Source organism: Paenibacillus lupini, assembly GCF_011761355.1.
In the GTDB taxonomy this organism is placed as follows: Bacteria; Bacillota; Bacilli; order Paenibacillales; family Paenibacillaceae; genus Pristimantibacillus; species Pristimantibacillus lupini.
In genome coordinates, this window is the sequence record NZ_JAASRW010000003.1 from 749,540 (window position 1) to 774,034 (window position 24,495).

Genomic DNA, 24,495 nt, shown 5'->3' on the forward strand with positions numbered 1-24,495 from the left:
AAAGACCTATGAGTAATGCTGTAGCAGCATTTAAAAGAGGCCCGATCGTCGCATCGGTACTCATTGCAGCCTTTGTTGCGCTGCTTAGCCAGACGTTGTTGAACGTCGCGCTTCCAAGTATAATGGCTGACCTTGAAGTCAGCGCCAATACGGTACAATGGTTATCAACCGGTTATTTGCTTGTTAACGGGGTCCTTATTCCAATTAGTGCATATTTGATCAGCCGGTTCTCAACAAGGTCATTATTTATCGTTGCAACAAGTTTATTTTCGGCAGGTACTATAGTCAGCGCCTTGGCGCCAAGCTTTGAAGTCCTTCTTACAGGTCGTATTATTCAAGCGGCAGGCGCCGGTATTCTGATGCCGCTGATGTCCATCATCTTCTTGACCATCTTCCCGATCGAACAGCGTGGTAAGGCAATGGGGATGATGGGGATCGCAATGATCTTCGCTCCAGCTGTTGGACCAACACTGTCGGGCTGGGTCGTAGAGCATTATGACTGGCGTGTGTTGTTCTATATTGTATTGCCAATCTCGTTATTCGGCTTGATCTATGGCGCAATTTCGATGAAGAATGTAACGAAAACTGCAAAATCCAAGCTGGATATCTTCGCCGTTATTTTATCTACACTGGGCTTTGGCGGTCTGCTGTATGGCTTTAGTGATGCAGGTACAGACGGCTGGGATAGTCCGACGGTTTACACAAGCCTGAGCATTGGGGTTGTCGCACTTATTGCCTTTGTATGGTATCAACTGGTTGTTAAGAAACCGATTCTTGAAATTCGTGTATTCAAGTTCGGTATGTATTCCCTGACAACTGTCATTAACGTGATCATTACGATGGCGATGTTCTCGGGTATGATTTTGCTGCCGATCTATCTACAAAATATCATGGGATTCACTCCGCTTAAATCTGGTTTGCTCCTGCTTCCGGGTGCAATCCTGATGGGAATTATGTCTCCGATTACCGGTATGATCTTTGATAAAGTCGGCGCTCGCTGGCTGGCGGTAACTGGTCTTGTGATTACCGTGTATTCGTCCTATGAATTCAGTCAGTTGACGGATCATACGACTTATGGCTTTTTGATTACAATGTATACACTGCGGATGTTTGGTATGTCGATGCTGATGATGCCGATCCAAACAGCCGGCATGAACCAATTGCCGCAGCGTTTGAACGCTCACGGTTCCGCTATGTCACAAACGCTTCGTAACGTTGCAGGCGCCCTGGGTACAGCATTCCTGGTAACGCTGATGACGAACAAAACGGCTTCCGAAGCGAAGAGCATGGTTATATCGCAAGGTGTCGATCCTACCGACAAGGTAGCGATGGGTCATATTACACAGGAAGCGATGATTGTTGGTATCAACCACTCGTTCGTTGTAGCAACATGGTTCGCTGTTGTAGCACTCGTTCTGGCCTTCTTCATCCGTAAAGTAAAACCACATGAAGAACCGGCTAAAGTTGTAGGCTCCTCTTCAGAAGGCAGCATAGCAGAAGCTCAAATCGCTACAAGCCAATCTAAATAATATTTTTAACTGTTCTATAAAAGAGGCCGTGCAGGTCATAAAAAACCTGCACGGCCTCTTTCTGTTTCCCCTCAGAGGTTAAACGGAGCATTTAAATGATTCTGTAGAAGCGAAGCGTTCGCTATTGTGAAGGGGTTCCTACATATAAAATTTAGTTCAAGGAATTCCCCTGAGCAATGGCGATCGAAAGAACATTTAAATGCGCAGTGTGCTCAATACGCCAAATGCGCAGTTTGCGCGCGTTTAACCTCCCTCACTTCACCCACTTGTGGACATGGAAATTTTGCTCCAGCACCTGCCAGAAAACAGGGAACGGAACATCGAGCACCCAACCACTTATTCCGCGCAGGTGATAACATTTGACGAGATCAAGCTTCGCCTGCACACTTCTAGCATCCTCATACCAAACCTCATGATCACGTCCTTGCTCATCGAGGTACCTATAGTATGGCGACTCTGCTATCGGATCGTATTGGATAGAGGCGCCATACCTTGCCGCCCTTCGAACAGCATCGTTTGAGCTGATGGATAAAGCCCAGTCCTGGCCGGGGACATAAGGGAGAGTCCAGTCATAGCCGTATAAGGGCATACCCAGCATGATTTTATTCGCAGGTATTACTGATAAGGCATGTGCTACAACTTTAGCAACCTCATTGCGCGGGGCAACGGGCATCGGCGGTCCTCCGGACCAGCCCCATTCATACGTCATTAGAATAACGAAATCGAGCAGACGTCCATGGAAGGCATAATCCTGTCCTTCGTACAGATGACCCGCAAGATTAGGTTCAACAGCTGGAGGGAGAGTGGAGGACACCAGATATCCGTACCGATGCAGCGAGTCGGTCAGATGCTCCAGGAATTGATGATACAAGGCACGATCAGCAGCGGGAATAAACGCAAAATCGACATTAAGCACCCAATACCTGTTCGTTCGCATGGTGTTGATGACATTATGGATCAGACGGTCAATTACCGTTTTATTGGATAAAATGAAATGCACAAGGCTGGGACTAAACGAATAGCCGTCAAAGTTCGTGATTACCATCATTGGAGTGGCGCGGTTCTGATTGGCGGCTTGAATGATCGGCTTATCATACAGCATGCTTAATGAGCCGTCAGGTCTAACTTGATGACTGAACGGACTGAGGAAGGTCAAATGCCTGGCGGCGGAGGCTGCAGGTGAAGAGCCAGGAGCTCCTGTCATGGCAGATGGTTCAGTATAACCGTTAACCTCGATGGCGATCTTACGGGGCTTCGGAATGCGAAGCATCATGCCGGGAAGAATAAGGGCGGGATTAGTGATATGGTTCACTCTGGCCAGCTCTTGCAGTGTCACACTGTATTTCTGTGAGATCAACCATAAGGTTTCACCGGGCATCACTTGGTGGGTGGCCGCTTGAACGGGAATGATAAGCGACTGTCCGGAGACGAGAGGCTCAGATTCATGCATGCCATTGGCTGCAAATATCGCTTCAGGTCCTATGTTGAACTGCTGCGCCAGGCTTTGTATCGTATCGCGTGTTTTGACGGTATAGATTTGCATCGCCTCTCGCCTCCCGTTCCTTGAGCTTTTTAAGTTATACGCTAATGTCTCTTCTATTACTCTATTCCGAACCTTCCCAAACTTAACACCAAGCCAATTAATTTGATAAAGGCAGAAAAAGGGAGCCTGAATTGTTGCATTATTATGCAAAAACGAACTTTATTTGAACTATATTATTTTAATGTTCGTATTTTATATGCTTTTCATTGACAGACATAGGGGGATTGGATAAACTAGAGTAGGTTAAGGCGGAACGTTCGTCGAATGATCCGTTATTATGTTGAAAGTTCTCGTATATCCTCGGGAAAAAGGCCCGAAAGTATCTACCCGAAAACCTATATTTTCGGACTACGAGCATGATGGAACAAATAGACAGGTTGCCTGTAAGTCAGGGCAGCCTTATGCTGTCTTTGCATTACCGTGTTAATCAAGGTGATACGGCTTCCGTTTTCCTTTGGTAGCGGGCGTTTTGAAGTAAAGACAATTGTTGCCATTATAGACGCGCAGGGTGAATCCTTCGTTAATGAAGTACCCTGACGTTTTGCTCGAGTCCCGGCAGCATCCATAAGCGATATGGTTGCAGCGCGGGATTTTTGTATTTTTTCGGGTTGGTTTTCGCGAGATGTACACATTTTATATATGAAGGAAGGTTTGAACGCATGTCTGCGAAAGTAGGCGTCATCATGGGCAGCAAGTCGGATTGGGATACAATGAAACTTGCCTGCGACGTGTTAGAAGAACTGCAAATTCCGTACGAGAAAAAGGTTGTTTCTGCGCATCGGACACCAGATTTAATGTTCGAGTATGCGGAGACTGCTGCAGAACGCGGCCTTAAAGTAATCATTGCCGGTGCCGGTGGTGCCGCGCATTTGCCGGGTATGGTTGCTGCAAAGACGATTCTGCCGGTAATCGGTGTACCAGTAAAATCCTCCAATCTGAGCGGTCTTGATTCGCTCCTGTCGATCGTCCAAATGCCAGGCGGCATTCCGGTTGCGACAGTTGCGATTGGCAACGCCGGCGGTACAAACGCTGGCCTCTTGGCTGCTCAAATGCTTGGAGCCTTTGATCCAGAAGTACAAGCCCGTGTAGAAGCGCGGCGTGAGCGGGTCAAGCAGGAAGTGCTGGAAAGCAGTGAGACATTATGATGATGGAAGCAGGCAAAAGGACGCTGCTGCCAGGCAGTACAATTGGCGTTCTTGGCGGCGGACAGCTTGGCCGAATGATGGCACTTGCGGGCAGTGAAATGGGTTATCGCTTCGTTGCATTAGATCCAACGCCTAACGCACCATGCGGACAAGTAGCTGAACAGATCGTCGCTGCTTACAATGACCGTGAAGCAGCTCGCGAGCTTGCACGCCGGGCAGATGTCATCACCTACGAATTCGAGAATGTCGACGCTGATGTAGCTGCGATGCTCATGTCGGAATCGTATGTAGCGCAGGGAAGCGAGCTTCTTTATACAACGCAGCATCGGCTGCGTGAGAAGCGGGCGATTGAAGCGGCAGGCGTACGGGTTGCCCCGTACAGTGAGATCCGGAGCAGCGAGGAACTTCGCGTCGCGGCTGAGAAGTTTGGCCTTCCATGCGTACTTAAGACAGCAATGGGCGGCTATGACGGTAAAGGGCAATGGGTGATCAGAAGCTTCGACGAGATTGATGAAGCGTATGAGACATTAAGCCGTGCCGGTGTAGAGCTAGTGCTGGAACAATTCATTAAGTTTGACAAAGAGTTATCCATTATTGCAGCAAGAAGCCCGCAAGGGGAGATAAAAGCGTTCCCCGCAGCGGAAAATATTCATATCGAGAATATTTTGCACCTATCGATCGTTCCTGCTCGAATTGCAGAGAGTGTACAACAAGATGCGGAAAAGCTGGCGATGAAGATTGCTGAAGGGCTTGGAGTTGTTGGCTTGATCGCCGTTGAGCTGTTCTTGACAGCTAACGGTGAACTGTTCGTCAACGAACTGGCGCCGCGTCCTCATAACAGTGGGCATTATACAATGGAAGCTTGCCGTACTTCGCAGTTCGAACAGCATGTACGTGCGGTATGCAATTTGCCATTAGGTGATACTCAGCTGCTTACTCCAGTTGTTATGGTGAATGTACTTGGACAACATGTTGAGCCGCTGTTAGCGCGGATGGCCAAGCATGATGAGGCGGCATCGCGATTGAATGTTGCTCCGAAAGTTCATTTGTACGGTAAGAAAGACGCTGTTCATAAGCGTAAGATGGGCCATGTTAACGTGCTTGCAGGCGATGTGCAGCAGGCGCTTGATTGGATAGAAGAGACAAACATTTGGAAGGTGTGAACGGTACATGTTAGAGCGTTACAGCAGACCGGAAATGAGAGCAATTTGGACAGAGCAGAATAAATTCCAAGCATGGCTTGAAGTTGAGCTTTGCTCCTGTGAGGCTTGGGTTGAGCTTGGCGTTATTCCGAAGGAAGATGTCGAGGCGCTTCGTGAAGCAGCGACCTTCAATATCGACCGTATTTACGAAATCGAGCAAGAAACCCGTCATGACGTTATCGCGTTCACACGCGCCGTGTCCGAGACTGTTGGTCCGGAACGCAAATGGGTGCATTACGGCCTGACTTCGACTGACGTTGTAGATACAGCGAATGGCTACCTGCTTCTTCAAGCGAATGCCATCTTGAGAAAAGACATCGAGCGCTTCATCTCGATCCTTCGCGAGAAAGCTGTTCAATATAAAGATACGCCAATGATGGGCCGTACACATGGTGTACATGCTGAACCAACAACATTTGGTCTCAAAATGGCTCTGTGGCATGAAGAAATGAAACGTAACCTGGAGCGCTTCGAGCATGCAGCTAACGGCGTTCAATTCGGTAAAATCTCGGGTGCTGTTGGTACTTATGCAAACATCGATCCTTTCGTAGAAGAGTTCGTATGTAACAAGCTTGGGATCAGCGCAGCTCCAATCTCGACACAAACATTGCAGCGTGATCGTCACGCTGAATATATGGCGACACTGGCACTTGTTGCTACATCGCTTGATAAATTCGCTACTGAAATTCGCGCTTTGCAGAAGAGTGAATTCCGTGAAGTGGAAGAAGCATTCGCAAAAGGTCAAAAAGGCTCTTCCGCAATGCCGCACAAACGTAACCCAATTGGCTGCGAGAACATTTCCGGTCTGTCCCGCGTGATCCGTGGTCACATGCTGACAGCTTACGAGAACGTACCGCTGTGGCATGAGCGCGACATCAGCCACTCTTCGGCTGAACGTGTTATCCTCCCGGATGCAACAATGCTTCTGAACTACATGTTGAACCGTCTTGGCAACATCATTCAGAACTTGACTGTATTCCCTGAAAACATGAAGAAAAACATGCAGCGTACATTTGGCGTTCCGTTCTCTGGCCGCGTGATGACAAAGCTGATTGATAAAGGCCTCAGCCGTGAGCAAGCTTATGACACCGTTCAACCACGTGCGATGCAAGCATGGGAAGAGCAGCGTCAATTCCGCGACATTATCGAATCGACACCGGAGATCACAAGCCTGCTGTCTGCTGAAGAAATCGACGATGCATTTAATCCGGCTTGGCATTTGAAGCATGTGAATACGATTTTCACACGTCTTGGCTTGAACTAAGAGGCAAAGGGGATTCGAGGAATGACTGCACAATCGCAAGCTTTATCCTCAGCAGCGGATTATATCAAAGCTCCACTGCTGTATAAAGGCAAAGTACGTGAGCTTTACGATCTCGGCGAGCATTACCTGATCGTTGTAACGGACCGCATTTCGGCATTCGATTATATTCTTGATCCGGCTGTACCGCAGAAAGGCAATGTATTGAACCGTCTGTCAGCATTCTGGTTCGAGCAAACAGCTTTGATCCAGCCAAACCATGTCATCCACACCGATGTAGACAAGCTTGGGGATATCGTAACGGAGCCAGAATTGCTGAGAAACCGCATCATGGTAACGAAGAAAGCACAGCGCATTGATATTGAATGTGTAGTACGCGGCTATATCACTGGCAACGGTTGGAGACAATACCAACAAACGTCCGCGATTAACGGAATCGAGCTTCCGGAAGGTATGCGCAAGAACGAGCGCTTCCCTAAGCCAATCTTCACTCCAGCAGCGAAAAACGATGTTGGCCATGATGAAGACATTCCATTCGAGCGGATGCAAGAGATGGTTGGCGCAGAACTCGCTGAAGAGCTTCGCGACTGCAGTATCAGGCTGTACGAGTTCGCTCGTGAATATTGCGCGAAGCATGGTATTATCCTTGCTGATTGCAAATTCGAGTTCGGCTTGATCGACGGCAAAGTCATTCTGATCGACGAAATCTTCACTCCGGATTCCTCGCGTTTCTGGGCAGAGGGCAACTATGCTTTCGATATCGAGATCGACAGTATGGACAAAGAACCGGTCCGCACGTACCTTCTTGGTTCCGATTGGGACAGAGACAGCAAGCCGGCTCCACTGCCTGAATCCGTTGTTAACGAAACAACAAATCGTTATCTAGACATCTACAGCCGTTTAACTGGCAGTTCATTGGTATAGATCGTAATCATATCTCTTGATCTTTTCGTTCTTGATCTTATCTTTTAGGTTTTTGTTTTAGCTCTGAAGTTTGGCGTTGAGCACGATAGTGCGCAAACGCCCCCTAATTGCTTACACGACTACCCGGGAGGGGTTTGGGGTTGAGTTGCATAATGGTTGTGAGTGAGTAGGTGTTGGTGTCCGTCTGAGAGCCTTGGCGTTCGCCTTTGAAATCGGGAAAATACCGCTGAGCGGTCTTGATCAAATTTTCCGGATTTCAACAGCGACGAAGAGGGACACCAGCACTAAACGAGCGAACGCACACCATTTTCACCGCAATCCCATCACTCCAACCGGAAAAACCATTTTCAGGAGGCCACTTATGAAAGCCAAAGTCTACGTCACTATCAAACAAAATGTACTCGACCCGCAAGGTCAAGCCGTTCAAGGCTCGCTGCACACAATGGGATTTGCAGAAGTTGATAAAGTCCGCATCGGTAAATACCTGGAGCTTGAACTTGACACGAATGACCGCGCTGAAGCGGAAGCACGCGTGAAAGTAATGTGCGAGAAGCTGCTGGCAAACACGGTTGTCGAAGATTACCGTTTTGAATTGGAGGGATAATCGATGAAGTTTGCAGTAATCGTATTTCCCGGCTCCAACTGTGACATCGACTGCTACAAAGCGGTAGAAGATACAATCGGCCAAGAGGTTGATTACGTATGGCATACAGCGACTGACCTGTCCGCATACGATGCCATTCTCGTGCCAGGCGGCTTCTCCTACGGTGACTACCTGCGCTGCGGCGCGATGGCTAGTTATGCTCCAGTAATGAATGAAGTTGTGAAAGCAGCAGAACAAGGTAAGTTCATCCTTGGTATCTGCAACGGATTCCAGATCCTGACCGAAGCTAACCTTCTGCCAGGCGCACTGATCCGCAACACAGGCCTTAAATTCCGCTGCCACCAAACATCACTTGAAGTGGTGAACAACGGCACAGCGTTTACGAACCAATACTCGCAAGGCGAGATTATCGATATTCCAATTGCTCACGGCGAAGGCAACTACTATTGCGACGATGCAACACTTGCTGAGCTTAAAGCAAATAACCAAATCGTGTTCCGTTATGCAGGTGACACGAACCCGAATGGTTCGGTTGAGAACATTGCGGGTATCAGCAACAAAAAGGGTAATGTCGTTGGCATGATGCCTCACCCAGAGCGTGCGGTTGATCAAATCCTCGGCTCGGAAGACGGCAAACGGATGTTTACATCGATTTTGAATGCATGGAGGGAACAACATGGCGCAGCAATTAACGGCTAAGGAACCAACAGCCGAACAAATCGTCGAGCAAAAGATTTATCAACAATTTGGTGTATCGGATTATGAGTTTGAGCTTATCTGCGGTTTTCTCGGCCGTACACCTAACTACACGGAAATCGGCGTATTTAGCGTTATGTGGTCGGAGCATTGTGCCTACAAGAACTCCAAGCCAATCCTGAAGAAATTCCCGATCACTGGACCACGTGTCCTGATGGGACCAGGTGAAGGCGCGGGTATCGTTGATATCGGCGACAACCAAGCGGTCGTATTCAAGATCGAATCGCATAACCATCCATCTGCTGTTGAGCCTTACCAAGGCGCTGCAACAGGTGTTGGCGGCATTATCCGTGACATTTTCTCGATGGGCGCTCGTCCAGTTGCCCTGCTGAACTCGCTTCGTTTCGGTAAGCTGGAGAACGATCGTGTGAAGTACTTGTTCGAGAACGTTGTCAGCGGTATCGCTGGCTACGGTAACTGTATCGGTATCCCTACCGTTGCAGGCGAAGTCATGTTCGACGAGAGCTACGAAGGCAACCCGCTTGTTAACGCAATGTGCGTAGGTCTTATCGATCATGACAAAATCCAACGCGGTGTAGCAAAAGGTGTTGGTAACCCAGTCTTCTACGTTGGTCCTGCAACAGGCCGCGACGGTATCCACGGTGCGACATTCGCATCCGTTGAGCTGACAGAAGAATCCGAAGAGAAACGTACTGCCGTACAAGTCGGCGATCCATTCATGGAGAAGCTCGTTATGGAGTCCACTCTGGAACTGATCAACTCCGGTATCGTACTTGGTATTCAAGATATGGGCGCAGCGGGCCTCACTTGCTCGAGCGCAGAGATGGCTTCCAAAGCTGGCAACGGCCTGGAACTGTACCTCGATGAAGTTCCACAACGTGAGACAGGTATGACGCCTTACGAAATGATGTTGTCGGAGTCGCAAGAACGTATGTTGTTCGTTGTTGAACCGCAGCATGAAGCACAAGCACAAGAGATCTTCGACCGTTGGGGCGTTATTTGTAAAAAAGTTGGTAAAGTAACCGATGACGGACGTCTTCGTCTGTTCCACCAAGGTGAGCAAGTGGCTGACATGCCGGTTAAAGCACTCGTTGACGAGTGCCCGGTATATGAAAAACCATCGCAAGAGCCTGCTTACTACGCTGCGAATGCAACGCTTGATACAGCTGCATTCACTGAAGTAACAGACCTGACTGGTGCTCTTGAGAAAGTACTCGCTTCGCCAACTGTGGCAAGCAAAGAGTGGGTTTACAGCCAATATGACTACATGGTTCGTACATCAACAGCGGTTCAACCAGGCTCCGATGCGGCAGTTGTTACAATTCGCGGCACTCGTAAAGGCCTTGCAATGACAACTGACTGTAATGGTCGTTACGTATATCTGGATCCTGAAGTAGGCGGACGTATCGCGGTAGCAGAAGCTGCTCGTAACATTGTATGTTCCGGAGCAGAACCACTTGCGATTACAGATAACCTGAACTTCGGCAGCCCTGAGAAGCCGGAAGTATTCTGGCAAATTGAGAAAGCTGCAGACGGCATGTCCGAGGCTTGCCGCGTGCTTGATACGCCGGTAATCGGCGGTAACGTGAGCTTGTACAATGAGAATGCAAAAGGCGCGATCTACCCAACTCCGGTAATCGGTATGGTTGGTCTCGTACATGATGTGGACCACATCACGACACAAGGCTTCAAAAAAGAAGGCGACGTCATTATCCTTGTTGGCGACACTAAAGCAGAGTTTGGCGGCAGCGAGCTGCTCTACGTTCTGAACGGTGCGGCTGAAGGCCGTCCACCAGCTATTGATCTTGCAACGGAGAAAAACATGCTTGGCGCTGTTCTGACAGCGATCCAAGGTGGTCTGGTTGCTTCCGCTCATGACTTGTCTGAAGGCGGCCTTGCTGTAGCTCTTGCGGAATCCGCAATCAGCGGCAAAATTGGTGCAGAAGTGAACGTGGCAACGGATCTTCGTCCTGACCACCTTCTGTTCTCCGAGTCGCAATCGCGTATCTTGCTCTCTGCTACACCTGAGAAAGCAGCAGCATTGCAAGCGCACCTGACTGAACAAGGCGTAGTAAATGCAGCAATTGGTACTGTAAAAGGCAGCAGCCTGACCATCAACGTAAATGGCAAATCCGGCGTTAATGCACCGGTACAACAACTGGAGAAGGTCTGGAAGGATGCGATTCCATGTCTGATGAAATAAAACAGCATAAGCTGTGGACGGGAAATCATTATAACGAAGGCATTGGCCGTGACGATATGTTTGACAAATTGCGTGAGGAATGTGGTGTGTTCGGGGTATTTAATGTCCCGAATGCGTCCTCCCTCAGCTATTACGGCCTTCATGCTCTCCAGCATCGCGGCGAGGAAAGTGCAGGGATCTGTACAGTGGATACGGAGGCGGGAAACCGCTTCGCCTACCACCGTGGTATGGGGCTTGTGAAGGAAGTATTTGATAAAGAGCGGATTCAATCGCTCGCTGGTGATCGCTCCATTGGCCACGTTCGTTATTCGACGGCTGGCGAGAGCAAGCTGGCGAATGCGCAGCCGCTTATTTTCCGTTATCGGGATGGCGATCTGGCGGTTGCAACGAATGGTAATATCGTTAATGCACCAGAGATTCGCAAGGAGCTGGAGAGCCAAGGCTCGATCTTCCAAACCTCCAGCGATACGGAAGTTATCGCTCACTTGATCGCTCGTTCGTCTAAGAGCTTCGAAGAAGCAGCAAAAGATGCGCTTCAGCGTATTATTGGCGGCTTTGCGTTCCTTATTATGACGAATGATAAGCTGCTTGTAGCGTCTGACCCGAATGGTCTGCGTCCACTCGTGATGGGCAAGATCGGTGATGGATATGTATTCTCTTCCGAATCGTGTGCGTTCGAATCGATTGGCGCAGAATATGTACGTGACGTTCAACCAGGCGAACTGCTTTACCTTGATGCTGATGGTATGCGCGAAGACCGTTATGCAGAAGTAGAGCGCCGGGCAACATGTGCGATGGAATATATCTATTTTGCCCGCCCGGACAGCGATATTAATACAATCAACATCCATTCCGCACGTAAGCGGATGGGTAAACAGCTTGCGATGGAATCGTTCGTGGATGCAGACATCGTAATCGGCGTACCGGATTCGAGTATTTCGGCGTCTATTGGTTATGCTGAGCAAACAGGCATTCCTTATGAGCTTGGACTTATTAAGAATAAATACACAGGCCGTACGTTTATTCAGCCCTCCCAAGAGCTGCGGGAGCAAGGCGTGAAGATGAAGCTGTCTGCTGTGCGTAAAGTCGTGGAAGGCAGACGTGTTGTGATGATTGATGACTCGATCGTGCGCGGTACGACATCCCGCCGGATCGTGAACATGCTTCGCGAGGCTGGTGCGACTGAAGTCCATGTGCGGATTACATCACCACCATTCAAGAACCCTTGCTACTACGGTATTGATACGCCAGATCGCAAGGAGCTGGTTGCTTCTTCGAGAACGGTGCAGGAAATGTGTGAAATGATTAATGCGGACTCTTTATACTTCCTTAGCCATGAAGGTTTTATCGATTCGGTAGGCGGCAATGACGGCGCGTATAACCGCGGCATGTGTCTGGCTTGCTTCGATAATGATTATCCAACACCGGTAGACGAGGAATCGGATAAGAGCTGCAGCTGTTAATAGACAAGTTTATAAAAGGGGTTGACTGGTGTGTCAGAAGCGTACAAAAAGGCCGGAGTCGATATTGCTGCCGGCAATGAAGCAGTCGAACGGATGAAGAAGCATGTTAAGAAAACGTTCCGTCCAGAGGTGCTGACTGATCTCGGCGGGTTTGGCGGATTGTTTGGTCTTAACAAAGACAAATACGAGGAGCCTGTGCTCGTATCTGGAACGGACGGCGTTGGCACGAAGCTGAAGCTGGCGTTCATGATGGATAAACATGATACGATCGGCGTTGACGCGGTTGCCATGTGCGTAAACGATATTATCGTACAAGGCGCTGAGCCTCTCTTCTTCCTCGATTATCTGGCATGCGGTAAAGTCGTTCCGGAAAAAATCGAAGCTGTTGTAAAAGGTATCTCTGACGGCTGTGTACAAGCAGGCTGCGCACTGATTGGCGGAGAAACAGCTGAAATGCCTGGTATGTACCAAGGCGACGAATATGATATCGCTGGCTTTACAGTTGGCGTTGTTGATAAAAAGAAAATTATCGATGGCACTACAATCGCTCCTGGCGATGTTGTTCTTGGCTTCGCGTCAAGCGGTATCCACAGTAACGGCTACTCGCTCGTACGTCGTCTTCTTCTTGAAGAGTGCGGCTACGCGCTTGACCAACGTCTGCCTGAGCTGAATGATGCTGTACTTGGTGACGTTCTGATCGAGCCAACTCGCATCTATGTGAAATCGGCACTCAAGCTGATCGAGCAAGTGAATGTAAAAGGTATGGCGCATATTACAGGCGGCGGCTTTATTGAGAATATCCCACGGGTTCTGCCTGAAGGCGTAAATGTAAATGTAGAATACGGCTCTTGGCCTATTCTGCCTATCTTCCAGCTGATGCAGGACAAAGGCGCAATTACAAACCGTGACATGTTCACGACATTTAATATGGGCATCGGGTTAATCGTAGTTGTTCCAGCTGACCAAGCAGAAGAGGCTCTTAAAGTAGCAGCTGATCTTGGCGAAGCAGCATACCGAATCGGAACGGTAACGGAGGGCAATCGCGTCGTTACGTTTACAGGAGCGGACGTGTAATGGGAGCATTGCGTTTAGCCGTCTTCGCATCAGGGCAAGGAACAAACTTCCAAGCCCTGGTCGATGCGGTGCGACAAGGAGGGCTCGATGCAACCATCGAGCTTCTTGTTTGTGATAAGCCATCTGCTCCAGTAGTAGATCGGGCTCGCAAGGCGGGCGTAGATACCTTCATTTTTGTGCCGAAGGAGTATCCTTCCCGCGAGGCTTATGAAAAGGAAATACTAGCGGAGCTGCAGCGCCGCGGCATTGAACTGGTTGTATTAGCCGGGTATATGCGGATTATTACTTCTGTACTCGTAGATCCATTTTATGGCCGTATGATTAATATTCATCCTGCTCTTTTACCCTCCTTCCCTGGTGTGAATGGAATCGGACAAGCGCTCGAGCATGGCGTGAAGGTTACAGGTGTTACTGTTCATTATGTGGATGGCGGTATGGACAGCGGTCCGATTATTGCACAAAGCGCAGTTGAAGTGCTAAGCGGAGATACAGAGTCGACACTTGGCGAACGTATTCATGCAGCTGAGCAGCAGCTCTTCCCGCAGGTCGTGCAATGGATCGCACAGGGCCGCGTTGTCCTGGACGGACGCAACGTTACAGTTAAAGCTTAGCTTTTCTTATAAAATAAGTACCTATTTTCGAGGAGGCAATTTCGCGTGGCAATTCGTAGAGCGTTAATTAGTGTTTCGGACAAGACTGGCATTGTTGAATTTTCTCGTGAGCTGGCGGCTCAAGGCGTACAAATCATCTCGACAGGTGGTACGTTCAACCTGCTGGAGAAGGAAGGCATTCCTGTTATCGGTATTTCTGATGTAACGGGCTTCCCTGAAATTTTGGACGGCCGTGTAAAAACGCTTCATCCTGCGGTTCACAGCGGACTTCTGGCTATTCGTGACAACGAAGAGCATCAAAAGGTTATGCAGGAGCTTGGTCTGGATTACATCGACCTTGTGGTTGTTAACCTGTATCCGTTCAAGCAAACGATCGCAAACCCTAACGTGGAATATGAGGATGCTATCGAGAACATCGATATCGGCGGTCCTACTATGCTTCGTTCGGCTGCGAAAAACCATGCTTTCGTAACGGTTGTAGTAGATGCTAATGACTATGCTGCTGTAATCGAAGAGATCAAAGCAGGCGGAGACACTACACTTGAGACTCGCAAACGTCTGACTGCAAAAGTATTCCGTCATACAGCGGCTTACGATGCACTTATTGCTGATTATCTGACAAAGCAAGTTGGCGAAGAGCTTCCTGAGTCTTACACGGTCACTTACGAGAAAGTTCAAGATCTGCGCTACGGCGAGAACCCGCATCAGAAGGCGGCGTTCTACAGCAAGCCGCTTGCACCTGTTGGCAACATTACGACTGCTGAACAGCTGCATGGCAAAGAATTGTCCTACAACAACATTAATGATGCTAACGCAGCACTTGCCATCGTCAAAGAATTTGACGAGCCTGCCTGTGTAGCAGTCAAACATATGAATCCATGCGGCGTGGGTATCGGTGCTGACATCCATGAAGCTTATCAAAAAGCTTACGCAGCTGATCCTACATCGATCTTTGGCGGTATCGTTGCGGCGAACCGTACGATCGGCGCAGACACAGCTGAGCTGCTGAGCCAAATCTTCCTTGAAATCATCATCGCACCGGACTTCACTCCAGAAGCGCTGGAAGTGCTGACGAAGAAGAAAAATATCCGTCTTCTTAAACTTGGAGAGCTCTCTGCATCATCGGCTGCTGAGCGCAAATCCGATTGGTTGTCGACAACGGTTGACGGCGGTCTGCTCGTACAAGAGAGCGACGTTCGCAGCTTGACTGAGGCTGATCTGCAGTTCGTAACGGACCGCAAACCAACGGAAGAAGAGCTGAAACAACTGCTGTTCGGATGGAAAGTTGTGAAGCATGTGAAATCGAACGCGATTTTGCTGGCGAAAAACAACATGACGATCGGCGTTGGTGCTGGCCAAATGAACCGCGTTGGTTCCGCTCGTATTGCGATCGAGCAAGCAGGCGAGCAAGCGGTTGGATCGGTACTTGCTTCCGATGCATTCTTCCCAATGGGTGATACCGTTGAGCTTGCAGCAAAAGCTGGTATTACGGCTATTATCCAAACAGGTGGTTCGATCAAAGACGCAGAGTCGATCGAAGCAGCAAATAAGCATAATATCGCAATGGTGATGACAGGCGTTCGTCACTTCAAACACTAAGAGAGCAAGTTGAATAGCGGAGCTTCTTCCGGGTCATTATGGCGCGGCAAGACCAGCTTCGCTATTAGCTATTAATTAAGATAAGTATCTATCATCAGGGGGTAAATAAGAGCGATGAGAATTCTAGTTGTCGGCGGCGGCGGTCGCGAGCATGCTGTTGTTTGGGCGCTGAAGAAAAGTGAGAAGGTTAAGGAAGTATTTTGTGCACCGGGTAATGCAGGTATTGCGCAAATTGCAGATTGCGTGCCAATCGCGGTTCATCAATTTGATGAACTTGTGAGGTTTGCAAAGGATGCGTCTATTGATCTTGTCTTCATCGGTCCGGATGATCCACTTGCAGCAGGTATCGTAGATGCGTTCGAAGCGCATAACATTCCGGTCTATGGCCCGAACAAAGCGGCAGCGGAGATTGAAGGCAGCAAGATCTTCATGAAGGACCTGCTTCGCAAATACAATATCCCAACTGCCAAATACGAGACTTTCACGGAATATGAAGCAGCTCTTACTTATTTGCGTGAACAATCCGTGCCAATTGTTATTAAAGCGGATGGTCTTGCAGCAGGCAAAGGCGTAACGGTTGCTTACTCGCTGGAAGAAGCAGAGCAAGCCCTCAGAGAAGCCATGGTTGATAAAGTATTCGGCGATGCTGGCAACCAAATTGTCATCGAAGAATTCCTCGAAGGCCAAGAAATGTCGATCCTCGCTTTTGTTGATGGTGAGACGGTTAAAGCAATGGTACCGGCGCAAGACCACAAACCGGTATTTGATAATGACAAAGGCCCAAATACAGGCGGTATGGGGACATACTCCCCGCTGCCGCATATCGAGCAATCGATTATCGATGAGTCGATCCAGAATATTATTATTCCTACGGCTAAAGCGATGGTAAGCGAAGGACGTCCATTCCGCGGCGTATTGTTTGCTGGTCTGATGATTACTAAAGATGGCCCTAAAACAATTGAATTTAACGCTCGTATGGGCGACCCTGAAACACAAGTTGTATTGCCACGCCTCAAAACCGAGCTGGTTGACGTTGTTCTAGCGTCTTTGAACGGACGTCTGGATCAACTGGAGCTTGAGTGGAGCGAAGAAGCAGCGGTATGTGTCATCGTTGCATCAGAAGGCTACCCGGCATCGTATCCGAAAGGCCGTGAGATTACAGGCCTTGAGGCAGCAGAAGCACAAGGCGCGCTTGTCTTCCATGCCGGTACTGCCGAGCAGGATGGTAAAATCGTGACTAGCGGCGGCCGTGTTCTTGGCGTCGTTGGCCGTGGCCGCGATATCGCGGAAGCACGTGCCCGCGCTTATGAAGCAGTAAGCGTCATTCATTTCGACGGCATGCATAACCGTACGGATATTGCAGCAAAAGCGTTGAAGGGCTAAGCCCCGGGAAACGATAAAAGACCTTCTTCTTGCCAGGAATGGCCGGAAGAAGGTCTTTTTTTGTTCAGTGGTCTAGAACTATTCCTTATAGAACAGCAGGCTGCGGTCAAGGATGATATATAACACGGCAACAAATATGCCGGCAAGCAATAGAACCGTAAGCCAATGATCAGTGAGCCAAGTGATCCACATCGGCAAGGGAATCATCTCCTTGGTTGGGCAGTAGTGTGCTAGTTGTAGATTGAGCAATCATTGGCTGTGTTATTCGTCAGATGGGAAAATTATCGGGGCAGGCTGACGGACAGAATAAGACTATTGACACCATCCTTATACAGATGATAATATGAACTCAATTAAATCATAGTATTCGGGTAGGAATTATATATAAATGAAGAAGTAACCGCAGGAGGACATCTTTTATGGAAAAACAATTATTGCTGCGTCATGAAGGACTTGAGTTGACAGCTACGCTTCATTATCCAACGGATGATGTGAAGGACAATTCAAAAAAGAAGCAGGCCATTATTATATGCCATGGATTTATCGGAAGCCGGGTAGGTGTTGATCGGTTATTCGTTAAGACTGCACGTGCGCTTGCTGCGCAGGGGTCCTATGTGCTTCGATTCGATTATGGCGGCTGCGGAGAGAGCAATGGTGACTATGGTGCGCTGGGCTTTGACAGCATGATCGACCAGACTCGTACGGTTATTGATTATGTAGCGGAGATGGACTGCGTAGATCCAAGAAAGATAGTTCTGCTGGGACATAGCCTGGGTGGTGCGATAGCTATTATGACAGCTGTACGTGACAAACGCGTAAAACGTCTTGTCTTATGGTCGCCAGTAGCGTATCCGTTTAATGATATTGTTCGTATTGTGGGGCGTTCTGGCTACGACGAGGCCGTGCAGAAGGGCAGTACCGATTATGCAGGCTTTACTCTGCAGCCGGTATTCTTCGAATCTCTGCTGCAGCATCAGCCGTTCCAATCGGCAACACGATTTGGCGGGGAGGTACTGCTTGTCCACGGTACAAGCGACGATCTTATTCCAGTCGACTACAGCTTCCTGTACCAGAAAGTGTTCTGGACGCGCAGCGACGGGCTATGCGATAAGGAGATCATTTTCCAGGCTAACCATACGTACTCCTCAAGGCATCATCAGGAGGAAGCGATCCGTGTCACTTCTGAGTGGCTGGTGGGGCTTGATAAACAGCAACAGGACTGGCATAACTGGAGTATTTAGGAAGACAATCCCTGCGTTTTATGATTAAATGGTAGTATTCGACTTTTTCGACTCTATCATTCTCTACTAAAAGGCGGGGAACTCATGGGCAGACAATTACGCAGCGTATTCATTTTTGGTTTACTAATCCTATTATTATCGGCATGCAGCGGCGGCACGGGCAGCAATACGGAGGAGGCTGCACCAACTCCTACAGTATCAACCGAGCCGGAGGCTACTCCAACACCAGAACCAACACCGGAACTTGGCTTTACAGCTCCTCTGACAGGACTGAAACGTGAATCGGAAGCAGCGGCACGTCCAGTTGCGGTCATGATCAATAATTTGAAGCCGGCACGTCCGCAATCCGGGCTCACCAATGCCGATGTGGTATGGGAAGTATTAGCCGAAGGCGGGATCACACGGCTTGTTGCGATATTCCAAAGCACAGATGCGGTGAACGATGCAATTGGCCCGATCCGCAGTATTCGTCCTTACCTGATTGATATTGGCGAAAGTTATGGCGCTATTCTAGCCCACTCAGGGGCAAGTAATGACGGCTATGATATTTTGCAGCATCAGAATAAGCCTTATCTCGATGAGATTTCGAATGCGGGCCCTTATTTCTGGCGCAGCAAGGACCGCAAGGCACCGCATAATTTGTATTCTGAGCTTGCGAAGCTGCGGGCTGGAGCGGAGAAGAAAGGTTACAAGAGTGATGTAACGGTTCCCACTTACCCATTTGCAGAAGAAGGATCAACGGCTTCGGGAGAAGCGGCAGCATCTATTGAGATCAAATTTTTGCTGAAGGATTATAAAGTTTCTTATGCTTATGATGAAGCAAGTGGTGTTTACAAACGTTCCATTAACGACGAACCACATACTGATCTTAATAACGGCGAGCAGTTGACTGCTGCCAATGTGGTTGTGCTTGGTGCGAACCATAAAACACTGGATGATTATGGGCGTCTAGCTGTTGACCTCCATGCAGGTGGGTCAGCGATCTTGTTCCAGAAAGGCAAAGCGGTGGCGTGTGAATGGGTTCGGAGCAAAGACAACATGGTCCGATTGATGAAAGATGGAGCAGAGCTCACTTTTATCCCAGGGAAAACGTTCTTTAACGTCGTTCCGAATACACCAACTTTTGCAGAGCATGTGATTTATGGGTAAAAAATAAGCTTGTCGGACACACTCTAATTAGGTGTAGAGGGTGACCGCGTAAACAGCCAAAAAGGATATAATGGCGGTGCGCTCCTATGCGGAGCGCGCCTTTTTATATTTTTTTTGCAAAAACGCAAACTTTTCATAAATCCTTTACATTCCCTTAACAATTCTAAAGTAAACTGTGTTAAGATATTCTGGGCTCATTTCAAAATGATGCCTAACCATCCAGTCGGGCAAAGGGGATTAAGATGTTTAAGAAAAAGGATATTTTCTTTAAGACTTTTGAAGAAATGGCAGATACACTGGTTGATGCAATTGAATACTTCTCAAACGGTGTTTCGGACCTGTCGGATGTTACTTTGTTTGCAAAAACAATGAAAGAGTACGAAAGCAAGTGTGACCAATTTGTTCACACCATTCTGAAAGAACTGAACAAAACGTTCATTACCCCAATTGAGCGAGAAGATATTATGGCATTAACTTCATCTCTGGATGATGTGCTTGATGGTATTGAAGCTTGCGCATCGCGTTTTGAGATGTACAATATTCAAGAAAAAGACGAGTACATAACGTTGTTCGGCGATATTTTGCTTCGCTCAGCGAACCAAATCAAGAAAGCAATCTACTTGCTGACAGACAAAAAACTGCTTGCCATTCGTGAGCCTAACATTGCGCTTAACGAGCTGGAGAACCAAGCCGATGATCTGCTTCGTGTAAGCATTAAGAGCCTGTTTACGAATGTGAAGGATCCGATTGAGCTCATGAAACGGAAAGAAATCTACGAAATGTTGGAGCAAACGACCGACTACTGCGAAGATGTAGCGAATACGCTGGAATCGATCATTATGCGCAACAGCTAAGCTTACACGGAGAGTAGGAATCAATTCAAATGGATTCAATCACTATATGGATGGTCGTCATATTCGCGCTCGGTTTTGACTTTATAAATGGTTTTCACGATACGGCGAACGCTATCGCAACGACGGTATCGACACGGGCGCTTAAGCCGAGGGTGGCCATTATTATGGCGGCTTGTATGAACTTCATTGGGGCCATTACCTTCACAGGGGTTGCTAAGAAGATCGGCAGCGGTGTTGCTAATCCGGCTGATTTGCCTAACGGGGTAGAGATCGTTATAGCCGCACTTATCTCGGCGATTATATGGAACCTGCTAACCTGGTGGTTCGGCATACCTTCTTCCTCGTCACATGCCTTGATCGGCTCGCTTGCTGGTGCTGTAGCATCCGGCGCAGGATTTGATGCGATCAACGCACATGGTTTTGTCGATATCATTAAAGCGTTAATTTTCTCGCCGCTTATTGCTTTTACGATTGGTTTTATCATCATGTGGATTCTGAAGCGAATATTTGCGAGGTCCAGTCCACATCAGGTGAACAAAGGATTCCGGTTCGGTCAGATTTTGACCGCCGCATTCCAATCGTTCTCCCATGGTACAAATGATGCTCAAAAGGCGATGGGTATTATTACATTCGCTTTGGTCGCTGGAGGCATTCAGGATCATTTAGATGTTCCGCTGTGGGTTAAGATGTCGGCGGCTTTGTCCATGGCACTTGGTACATCCATTGGTGGATGGAAGATTATTAAGACAATGGGTACAAAAATCTTTAAGATTGAGCCAATCAACGGCTTTGCTGCAGATGTAGGCTCGGCTGGTGTTATCTTGACTGCTACGATGATGGAACTGCCAGTCAGCACAACGCATGTTATTACGTCATCAATTCTCGGCGTAGGCAGTGCGAAGCGCTTCTCCAGTGTCCGTTGGTCGCTCGCAGGCAAGATAGTTATTGCTTGGGTAATTACAATTCCAATTACGGCGCTCTTAGCAGCAGCTATTTATTGGATTATTGATAAGGTGTTCTTTTAAGTTTGGACAAGTTATAAGTAAAAGTGCCGGAGGAGTCTACTTGGACTCTCCCGGCACTTTTTATTGGATTCTGATTTTATTGCAGCTTCCAAAGTGCAGGTACATTAGAAGGTTCCCAGCCGGTAAGAGAAGTATGGGCTTGCAGGCATTTGTAGGTAGATCCGTTGTAGGTGACAAGTGCTCCAACCGCATACGAGGTATTGGCTGCCCAAGCAGGAGCGCCTGTGGACGCGGCAGTTGTACCGCTGATGGTACTTGCTGCGGATTGGTTGCCAGCAGCATCAATGGCGTAAACTGAGAAGTTATAGGTTGTGCTTGCAGCCAGACCCGTAACCGTGTAGGACGTGGCAGAGCCAGCGGTCGTTGTTACGAGAGTCGACCCGTTGTAGATTTTATAACCGGTCACAGCTACATTATCTGTGGAAGAGCTCCACATCAGCATCATGCTGGATGAGGTTAGCGTACCCATAATATGAAGTCCGCCTGGTGCGGATGGTGCCATCGTATCTACGGCCGGTGGTGCTGCTGTTGTGACGCTTAGACTGTTGCTGGCACTGGATTCATTACCGGCTGCATCCACGGCTTTGACGGTGAACGTATAGGCTGTACTTGCAGTAAGGCCAGTAACGGTATAGCTTGTTCCCGTACTCGATGTATTCGCAACAAGAGTACTGCCATTATAGATTTTATAGCCAATCAAGCCAACGTTATCCGTTGAGGCGTTCCATGACAAGGACACGCTTGTGGATGCAATAGTAGTTGCAGCAAGGGAGGATGGAGCGGAAGGAGCTGTCGTATCTACCGGATTCGTTCCAGTGAAATTAACGTCGATCACGTTATAGAAGGCATTTGCCGTATCGGCAACTTCCCATACCGCAAGAATGACCTGGTAGCCGCTTCGTGCTGGAACATTACATGTATTGGAGTAGCTGAAAGGTGGTTGTGCACCGTTGTAGGCAACGGAGCAGAAAGGCGTCAAGTCAAAGGAATCACGGGTAAGTGCGGCATTGGGGTTCCAAGTTGGCTTTGTAATATAATATTTCCAGCTTGCAGTGGAATGATTGGCTGTCAGCTTCCACGTGAAAGTATTGGTGCCAGAAGATATGTTCACTTTCGACCAACGGGTAGCGGATTGCTCATCAAGCTTTGGAAATGCTCCGTTTGCACTTGCGATCTTACCGTCTGCAGGACCTGCTGCAGGGAAGCCTTTAGGTGCTTCCAAGCTTTGCGGCTCATACACGATGGAACCACAATCGGTATTGGCACCGGATTTGCATAGCGCCGCCCGGCTTGCCGGCCCTTCCACATAGCCATGTGAATACGCTTTTGTTGTGTTGAACAACATGCTTACGACTGAGAGTACGAGGAGAGCGCAGATAATTAAAAGTTTTGCTGGGGTTGGCCGCGAAAATCGTAATACGGACATTACATCATACCTCCTAAGAAATTGGTTTTATATAAACTCGTTGAGCTTATATCGGCCAAAACAATGAAGGGTAGCTGCTGCAGCAGATAGGCAATGGATGTGGAGGAGACTAAGGGAAGAAGTGAAGGGAAGGCAAGACGAGCAAGACGAGCAAGTGGAGTGGTGCTTGCTGGGAGAAATTGAATTAAAGATTATAATGTTATAATCATTGTAGGTGAAACGAAGGAATTACTCATGAGTCTTTTGGAGTAAATTACCATAATGATGAAATTTTTGATCAAAATCTAGATGCGTATGTGCAAAATTAAATCAAGTGGCTTAGCAGAAGCAACACAAAAGCTAAATTTCGACACGGCGTCTAGGTCAAAAGTAACGTGAGAGGCTTGTACAGCATCTGCTGTGTTCGACAAAATCAGACACAGCGGTGTCGAATCTACTTCATAATGAGCTGTAGCTCGTTGCTGAGCTCGTCATGGTGGATTTGTGAGGGAAGCTCTAAAAGATACATTCAAAATGAGGCATTCAAGCAGAGTAGCTTACTGGTTGGGCTCGTGTTGGTGGATTAGTGAGGGAAGCTCATTATATAGTGAGGCAATCCGCGCTAATACGTGCCAATGGAGATCATAATGGAGCAACAGTGAGGCTAGCCTCATAGTTAGTGAGGGTCAACGTGTGAATAAGGCGTAAACCCTCACTATTTCGTCTGAAGTGCCGCTTGGGGCATACCAATACGGCGGAAATCCTCACTAATAGTGAGGTTTTCCGTCAATGACCAAACCTATTAGACTGCAAGAGGCTGCCTAGTCTGAGATATAATCCATCAGTATGTAGGTTGTCGTCCTTTGCTTAGCTGGTAACCTACGTATAATTGAAGCTTCTTCGAATCGACGCATCCAGTCTACGGCAGTGCGATTGCTGATCTGGAACTCGCGGGCAATGTCGCTTGGTCTAAGTCTACCTTGTTGCTGTAATGCCATTTGGATAATCCACTGTTTGCGCAATTCCCACATGTCCGTCGTTTGCTTCATTTCCCGCAGATAAGTCATTGACCACCAATGACCGATGGCTTGCTTTACTTTTACGATACATGGCTGAGGCTGATGCTCCACCTGCCAGGCAGTAAATCGAAGGACGAGCCAGCCGGATAATACGAGGTCATTTTGCCGAGATAGATGATCCTGAAATTCGGCAGGCGAGATATCTCTTGCGTGGGTAGTAAAACCGTCAATTTCGATGACGAGCTTCATGCCATTTTTTACATAGACGAAATCGCAGAATCGCCGTCCTCCCTTATGATCAACAAAAGGATGCTCTGCTTTAAGTCCATCGAAGTTATCTCCGAAGGCAGGTCCCCATACCCGCTCAAGAAAATACATCTGTGATCGCTCCAGTTTGTTGCGGAAGGATCCGTTCAAAACGGCTTCCCGCTCGAAGGAATCGATAAAATGCTGCAAAGAGGAACTAACCGCTGTCATTTAAAATCTACTCCCTTCTATAAGATACTCCGGAAAAAGAAAACACCCCGACTGCGGCCAATAAGGC

General features: G+C 48.3%; 20 protein-coding genes and 1 riboswitch. Of the genes, 17 read left to right on the forward strand and 3 right to left on the reverse strand.

Features of this window, described 5'->3' with window-relative positions; all coding sequences use genetic code 11:
- The first annotated feature begins 8 nt into the window (after positions 1 to 8).
- Entirely contained in the window at positions 9 to 1,529 is a 1,521-nt protein-coding gene (locus FHS17_RS12945) for a DHA2 family efflux MFS transporter permease subunit (protein WP_167278803.1), read from the forward strand.
- A 253-nt stretch (positions 1,530 to 1,782) separates the two neighbouring features.
- Here the strand turns inward: FHS17_RS12945 and FHS17_RS12950 are convergent, their stop codons facing one another.
- Entirely contained in the window at positions 1,783 to 3,072 is a 1,290-nt protein-coding gene (locus FHS17_RS12950) for a LysM peptidoglycan-binding domain-containing protein (RefSeq protein WP_167278804.1), read from the reverse strand.
- Positions 3,073 to 3,342: 270 nt separating this feature from the next.
- A riboswitch (purine riboswitch) is annotated at positions 3,343 to 3,443 on the forward strand.
- Between the two features lie 288 nt (positions 3,444 to 3,731).
- Between FHS17_RS12950 and purE the strand changes: the two genes are divergently transcribed.
- The 16 genes from purE (at position 3,732) to FHS17_RS13030 (ending at position 21,527) form a co-directional block, all read left to right on the forward strand.
- A complete protein-coding gene (gene purE / locus FHS17_RS12955) occupies positions 3,732 to 4,217 on the forward strand; it encodes a 5-(carboxyamino)imidazole ribonucleotide mutase (protein ID WP_167278805.1) in 486 nt (161 codons plus the stop codon).
- Positions 4,214 to 5,380, forward strand: coding sequence for a 5-(carboxyamino)imidazole ribonucleotide synthase (gene purK, locus FHS17_RS12960; RefSeq protein ID WP_167278806.1), 1,167 nt, complete (start codon positions 4,214 to 4,216; stop codon positions 5,378 to 5,380). The genes purE and purK overlap by 4 nt, the downstream gene beginning before the upstream one ends.
- 7 nt (positions 5,381 to 5,387) lie before the next feature.
- On the forward strand, positions 5,388 to 6,683 hold the full coding sequence (gene purB / locus FHS17_RS12965; RefSeq protein ID WP_167278807.1) for an adenylosuccinate lyase: 1,296 nt from the start codon (positions 5,388 to 5,390) through the stop codon (positions 6,681 to 6,683).
- A gap of 21 nt (positions 6,684 to 6,704) precedes the next feature.
- Positions 6,705 to 7,604 carry a phosphoribosylaminoimidazolesuccinocarboxamide synthase gene (locus FHS17_RS12970; protein WP_167278808.1) on the forward strand — a complete coding sequence of 300 codons (900 nt, stop codon included), beginning with the start codon at positions 6,705 to 6,707 and terminating at the stop codon, positions 7,602 to 7,604.
- 361 nt (positions 7,605 to 7,965) lie between these two features.
- Positions 7,966 to 8,208, forward strand: coding sequence for a phosphoribosylformylglycinamidine synthase subunit PurS (gene purS, locus FHS17_RS12975; protein WP_167278809.1), 243 nt, complete (start codon positions 7,966 to 7,968; stop codon positions 8,206 to 8,208).
- A 3-nt stretch (positions 8,209 to 8,211) separates the two neighbouring features.
- Positions 8,212 to 8,907, forward strand: a complete 696-nt coding sequence (purQ, locus tag FHS17_RS12980; protein WP_167278810.1) for a phosphoribosylformylglycinamidine synthase subunit PurQ — start codon at positions 8,212 to 8,214, stop codon at positions 8,905 to 8,907.
- Positions 8,885 to 11,128 (forward strand): phosphoribosylformylglycinamidine synthase subunit PurL, encoded by a 2,244-nt coding sequence (gene purL / locus FHS17_RS12985; protein WP_167278811.1) that lies wholly within the window; start codon positions 8,885 to 8,887, stop codon positions 11,126 to 11,128. Before purQ ends, purL begins: the two co-directional genes overlap by 23 nt.
- On the forward strand, positions 11,113 to 12,591 hold the full coding sequence (gene purF, locus FHS17_RS12990; protein WP_167278812.1) for an amidophosphoribosyltransferase: 1,479 nt from the start codon (positions 11,113 to 11,115) through the stop codon (positions 12,589 to 12,591). The genes purL and purF overlap by 16 nt, the downstream gene beginning before the upstream one ends.
- A 30-nt stretch (positions 12,592 to 12,621) precedes the next feature.
- Positions 12,622 to 13,665, forward strand: coding sequence for a phosphoribosylformylglycinamidine cyclo-ligase (gene purM, locus FHS17_RS12995; RefSeq protein ID WP_167278813.1), 1,044 nt, complete (start codon positions 12,622 to 12,624; stop codon positions 13,663 to 13,665).
- Positions 13,665 to 14,276 (forward strand): phosphoribosylglycinamide formyltransferase, encoded by a 612-nt coding sequence (gene purN, locus FHS17_RS13000; protein WP_167278814.1) that lies wholly within the window; start codon positions 13,665 to 13,667, stop codon positions 14,274 to 14,276. Before purM ends, purN begins: the two co-directional genes overlap by 1 nt.
- Positions 14,277 to 14,321: 45 nt before the next feature.
- Positions 14,322 to 15,875 carry a bifunctional phosphoribosylaminoimidazolecarboxamide formyltransferase/IMP cyclohydrolase gene (gene purH, locus FHS17_RS13005; protein WP_167278815.1) on the forward strand — a complete coding sequence of 518 codons (1,554 nt, stop codon included), beginning with the start codon at positions 14,322 to 14,324 and terminating at the stop codon, positions 15,873 to 15,875.
- Positions 15,876 to 15,989: 114 nt separating this feature from the next.
- Positions 15,990 to 17,258: a phosphoribosylamine--glycine ligase gene (gene purD, locus FHS17_RS13010; RefSeq protein WP_167278816.1), complete on the forward strand. Its 1,269-nt coding sequence runs from the start codon at positions 15,990 to 15,992 to the stop codon at positions 17,256 to 17,258.
- A 419-nt stretch (positions 17,259 to 17,677) separates the two neighbouring features.
- Positions 17,678 to 18,499 (forward strand): alpha/beta hydrolase, encoded by an 822-nt coding sequence (locus tag FHS17_RS13015; RefSeq protein ID WP_167278817.1) that lies wholly within the window; start codon positions 17,678 to 17,680, stop codon positions 18,497 to 18,499.
- Positions 18,500 to 18,583: 84 nt separating this feature from the next.
- On the forward strand, positions 18,584 to 19,648 hold the full coding sequence (locus tag FHS17_RS13020) for a DUF3048 domain-containing protein (protein ID WP_167278818.1): 1,065 nt from the start codon (positions 18,584 to 18,586) through the stop codon (positions 19,646 to 19,648).
- 242 nt (positions 19,649 to 19,890) lie between these two features.
- The gene (locus FHS17_RS13025; protein WP_167278819.1) at positions 19,891 to 20,502 is read left to right on the forward strand and encodes a DUF47 domain-containing protein; all 612 of its coding nucleotides are present in this window, start codon (positions 19,891 to 19,893) and stop codon (positions 20,500 to 20,502) included.
- A gap of 29 nt (positions 20,503 to 20,531) precedes the next feature.
- Positions 20,532 to 21,527 carry an inorganic phosphate transporter gene (locus FHS17_RS13030; RefSeq protein ID WP_167278820.1) on the forward strand — a complete coding sequence of 332 codons (996 nt, stop codon included), beginning with the start codon at positions 20,532 to 20,534 and terminating at the stop codon, positions 21,525 to 21,527.
- Positions 21,528 to 21,603: 76 nt separating this feature from the next.
- Here the strand turns inward: FHS17_RS13030 and FHS17_RS13035 are convergent, their stop codons facing one another.
- A complete protein-coding gene (locus tag FHS17_RS13035; RefSeq protein WP_167278821.1) occupies positions 21,604 to 22,953 on the reverse strand; it encodes a lytic polysaccharide monooxygenase in 1,350 nt (449 codons plus the stop codon).
- A gap of 800 nt (positions 22,954 to 23,753) precedes the next feature.
- Positions 23,754 to 24,428 carry a DUF559 domain-containing protein gene (locus FHS17_RS13040; RefSeq protein WP_167278822.1) on the reverse strand — a complete coding sequence of 225 codons (675 nt, stop codon included), beginning with the start codon at positions 24,426 to 24,428 and terminating at the stop codon, positions 23,754 to 23,756.
- Between the last annotated feature and the right edge of the window lie 67 nt (positions 24,429 to 24,495).

Excerpts from the sequence above, each read along its gene's own strand:
- purK (WP_167278806.1), top strand. The coding sequence starts at position 4,214 with ATGATGATGGAAGCAGGCAAAAGGACGCTGCTGCCAGGCAGTACAATT.
- purE (WP_167278805.1), top strand. The coding sequence starts at position 3,732 with ATGTCTGCGAAAGTAGGCGTCATCATGGGCAGCAAGTCGGATTGGGAT.
- purF (WP_167278812.1), top strand. The coding sequence starts at position 11,113 with ATGTCTGATGAAATAAAACAGCATAAGCTGTGGACGGGAAATCATTAT.
- purS (WP_167278809.1), top strand. The coding sequence starts at position 7,966 with ATGAAAGCCAAAGTCTACGTCACTATCAAACAAAATGTACTCGACCCG.
- FHS17_RS13035 (WP_167278821.1), bottom strand. The coding sequence starts at position 22,953 with ATGTCCGTATTACGATTTTCGCGGCCAACCCCAGCAAAACTTTTAATT.
- FHS17_RS13020 (WP_167278818.1), top strand. The coding sequence starts at position 18,584 with ATGGGCAGACAATTACGCAGCGTATTCATTTTTGGTTTACTAATCCTA.
- purB (WP_167278807.1), top strand. The coding sequence starts at position 5,388 with ATGTTAGAGCGTTACAGCAGACCGGAAATGAGAGCAATTTGGACAGAG.
- purL (WP_167278811.1), top strand. The coding sequence starts at position 8,885 with ATGGCGCAGCAATTAACGGCTAAGGAACCAACAGCCGAACAAATCGTC.
- purN (WP_167278814.1), top strand. The coding sequence starts at position 13,665 with ATGGGAGCATTGCGTTTAGCCGTCTTCGCATCAGGGCAAGGAACAAAC.
- purD (WP_167278816.1), top strand. The coding sequence starts at position 15,990 with ATGAGAATTCTAGTTGTCGGCGGCGGCGGTCGCGAGCATGCTGTTGTT.
- FHS17_RS12945 (WP_167278803.1), top strand. The coding sequence starts at position 9 with ATGAGTAATGCTGTAGCAGCATTTAAAAGAGGCCCGATCGTCGCATCG.
- FHS17_RS12950 (WP_167278804.1), bottom strand. The coding sequence starts at position 3,072 with ATGCAAATCTATACCGTCAAAACACGCGATACGATACAAAGCCTGGCG.
- FHS17_RS13030 (WP_167278820.1), top strand. The coding sequence starts at position 20,532 with ATGGATTCAATCACTATATGGATGGTCGTCATATTCGCGCTCGGTTTT.
- FHS17_RS12970 (WP_167278808.1), top strand. The coding sequence starts at position 6,705 with ATGACTGCACAATCGCAAGCTTTATCCTCAGCAGCGGATTATATCAAA.
- FHS17_RS13040 (WP_167278822.1), bottom strand. The coding sequence starts at position 24,428 with ATGACAGCGGTTAGTTCCTCTTTGCAGCATTTTATCGATTCCTTCGAG.
- FHS17_RS13025 (WP_167278819.1), top strand. The coding sequence starts at position 19,891 with ATGTTTAAGAAAAAGGATATTTTCTTTAAGACTTTTGAAGAAATGGCA.
- purQ (WP_167278810.1), top strand. The coding sequence starts at position 8,212 with ATGAAGTTTGCAGTAATCGTATTTCCCGGCTCCAACTGTGACATCGAC.
- FHS17_RS13015 (WP_167278817.1), top strand. The coding sequence starts at position 17,678 with ATGGAAAAACAATTATTGCTGCGTCATGAAGGACTTGAGTTGACAGCT.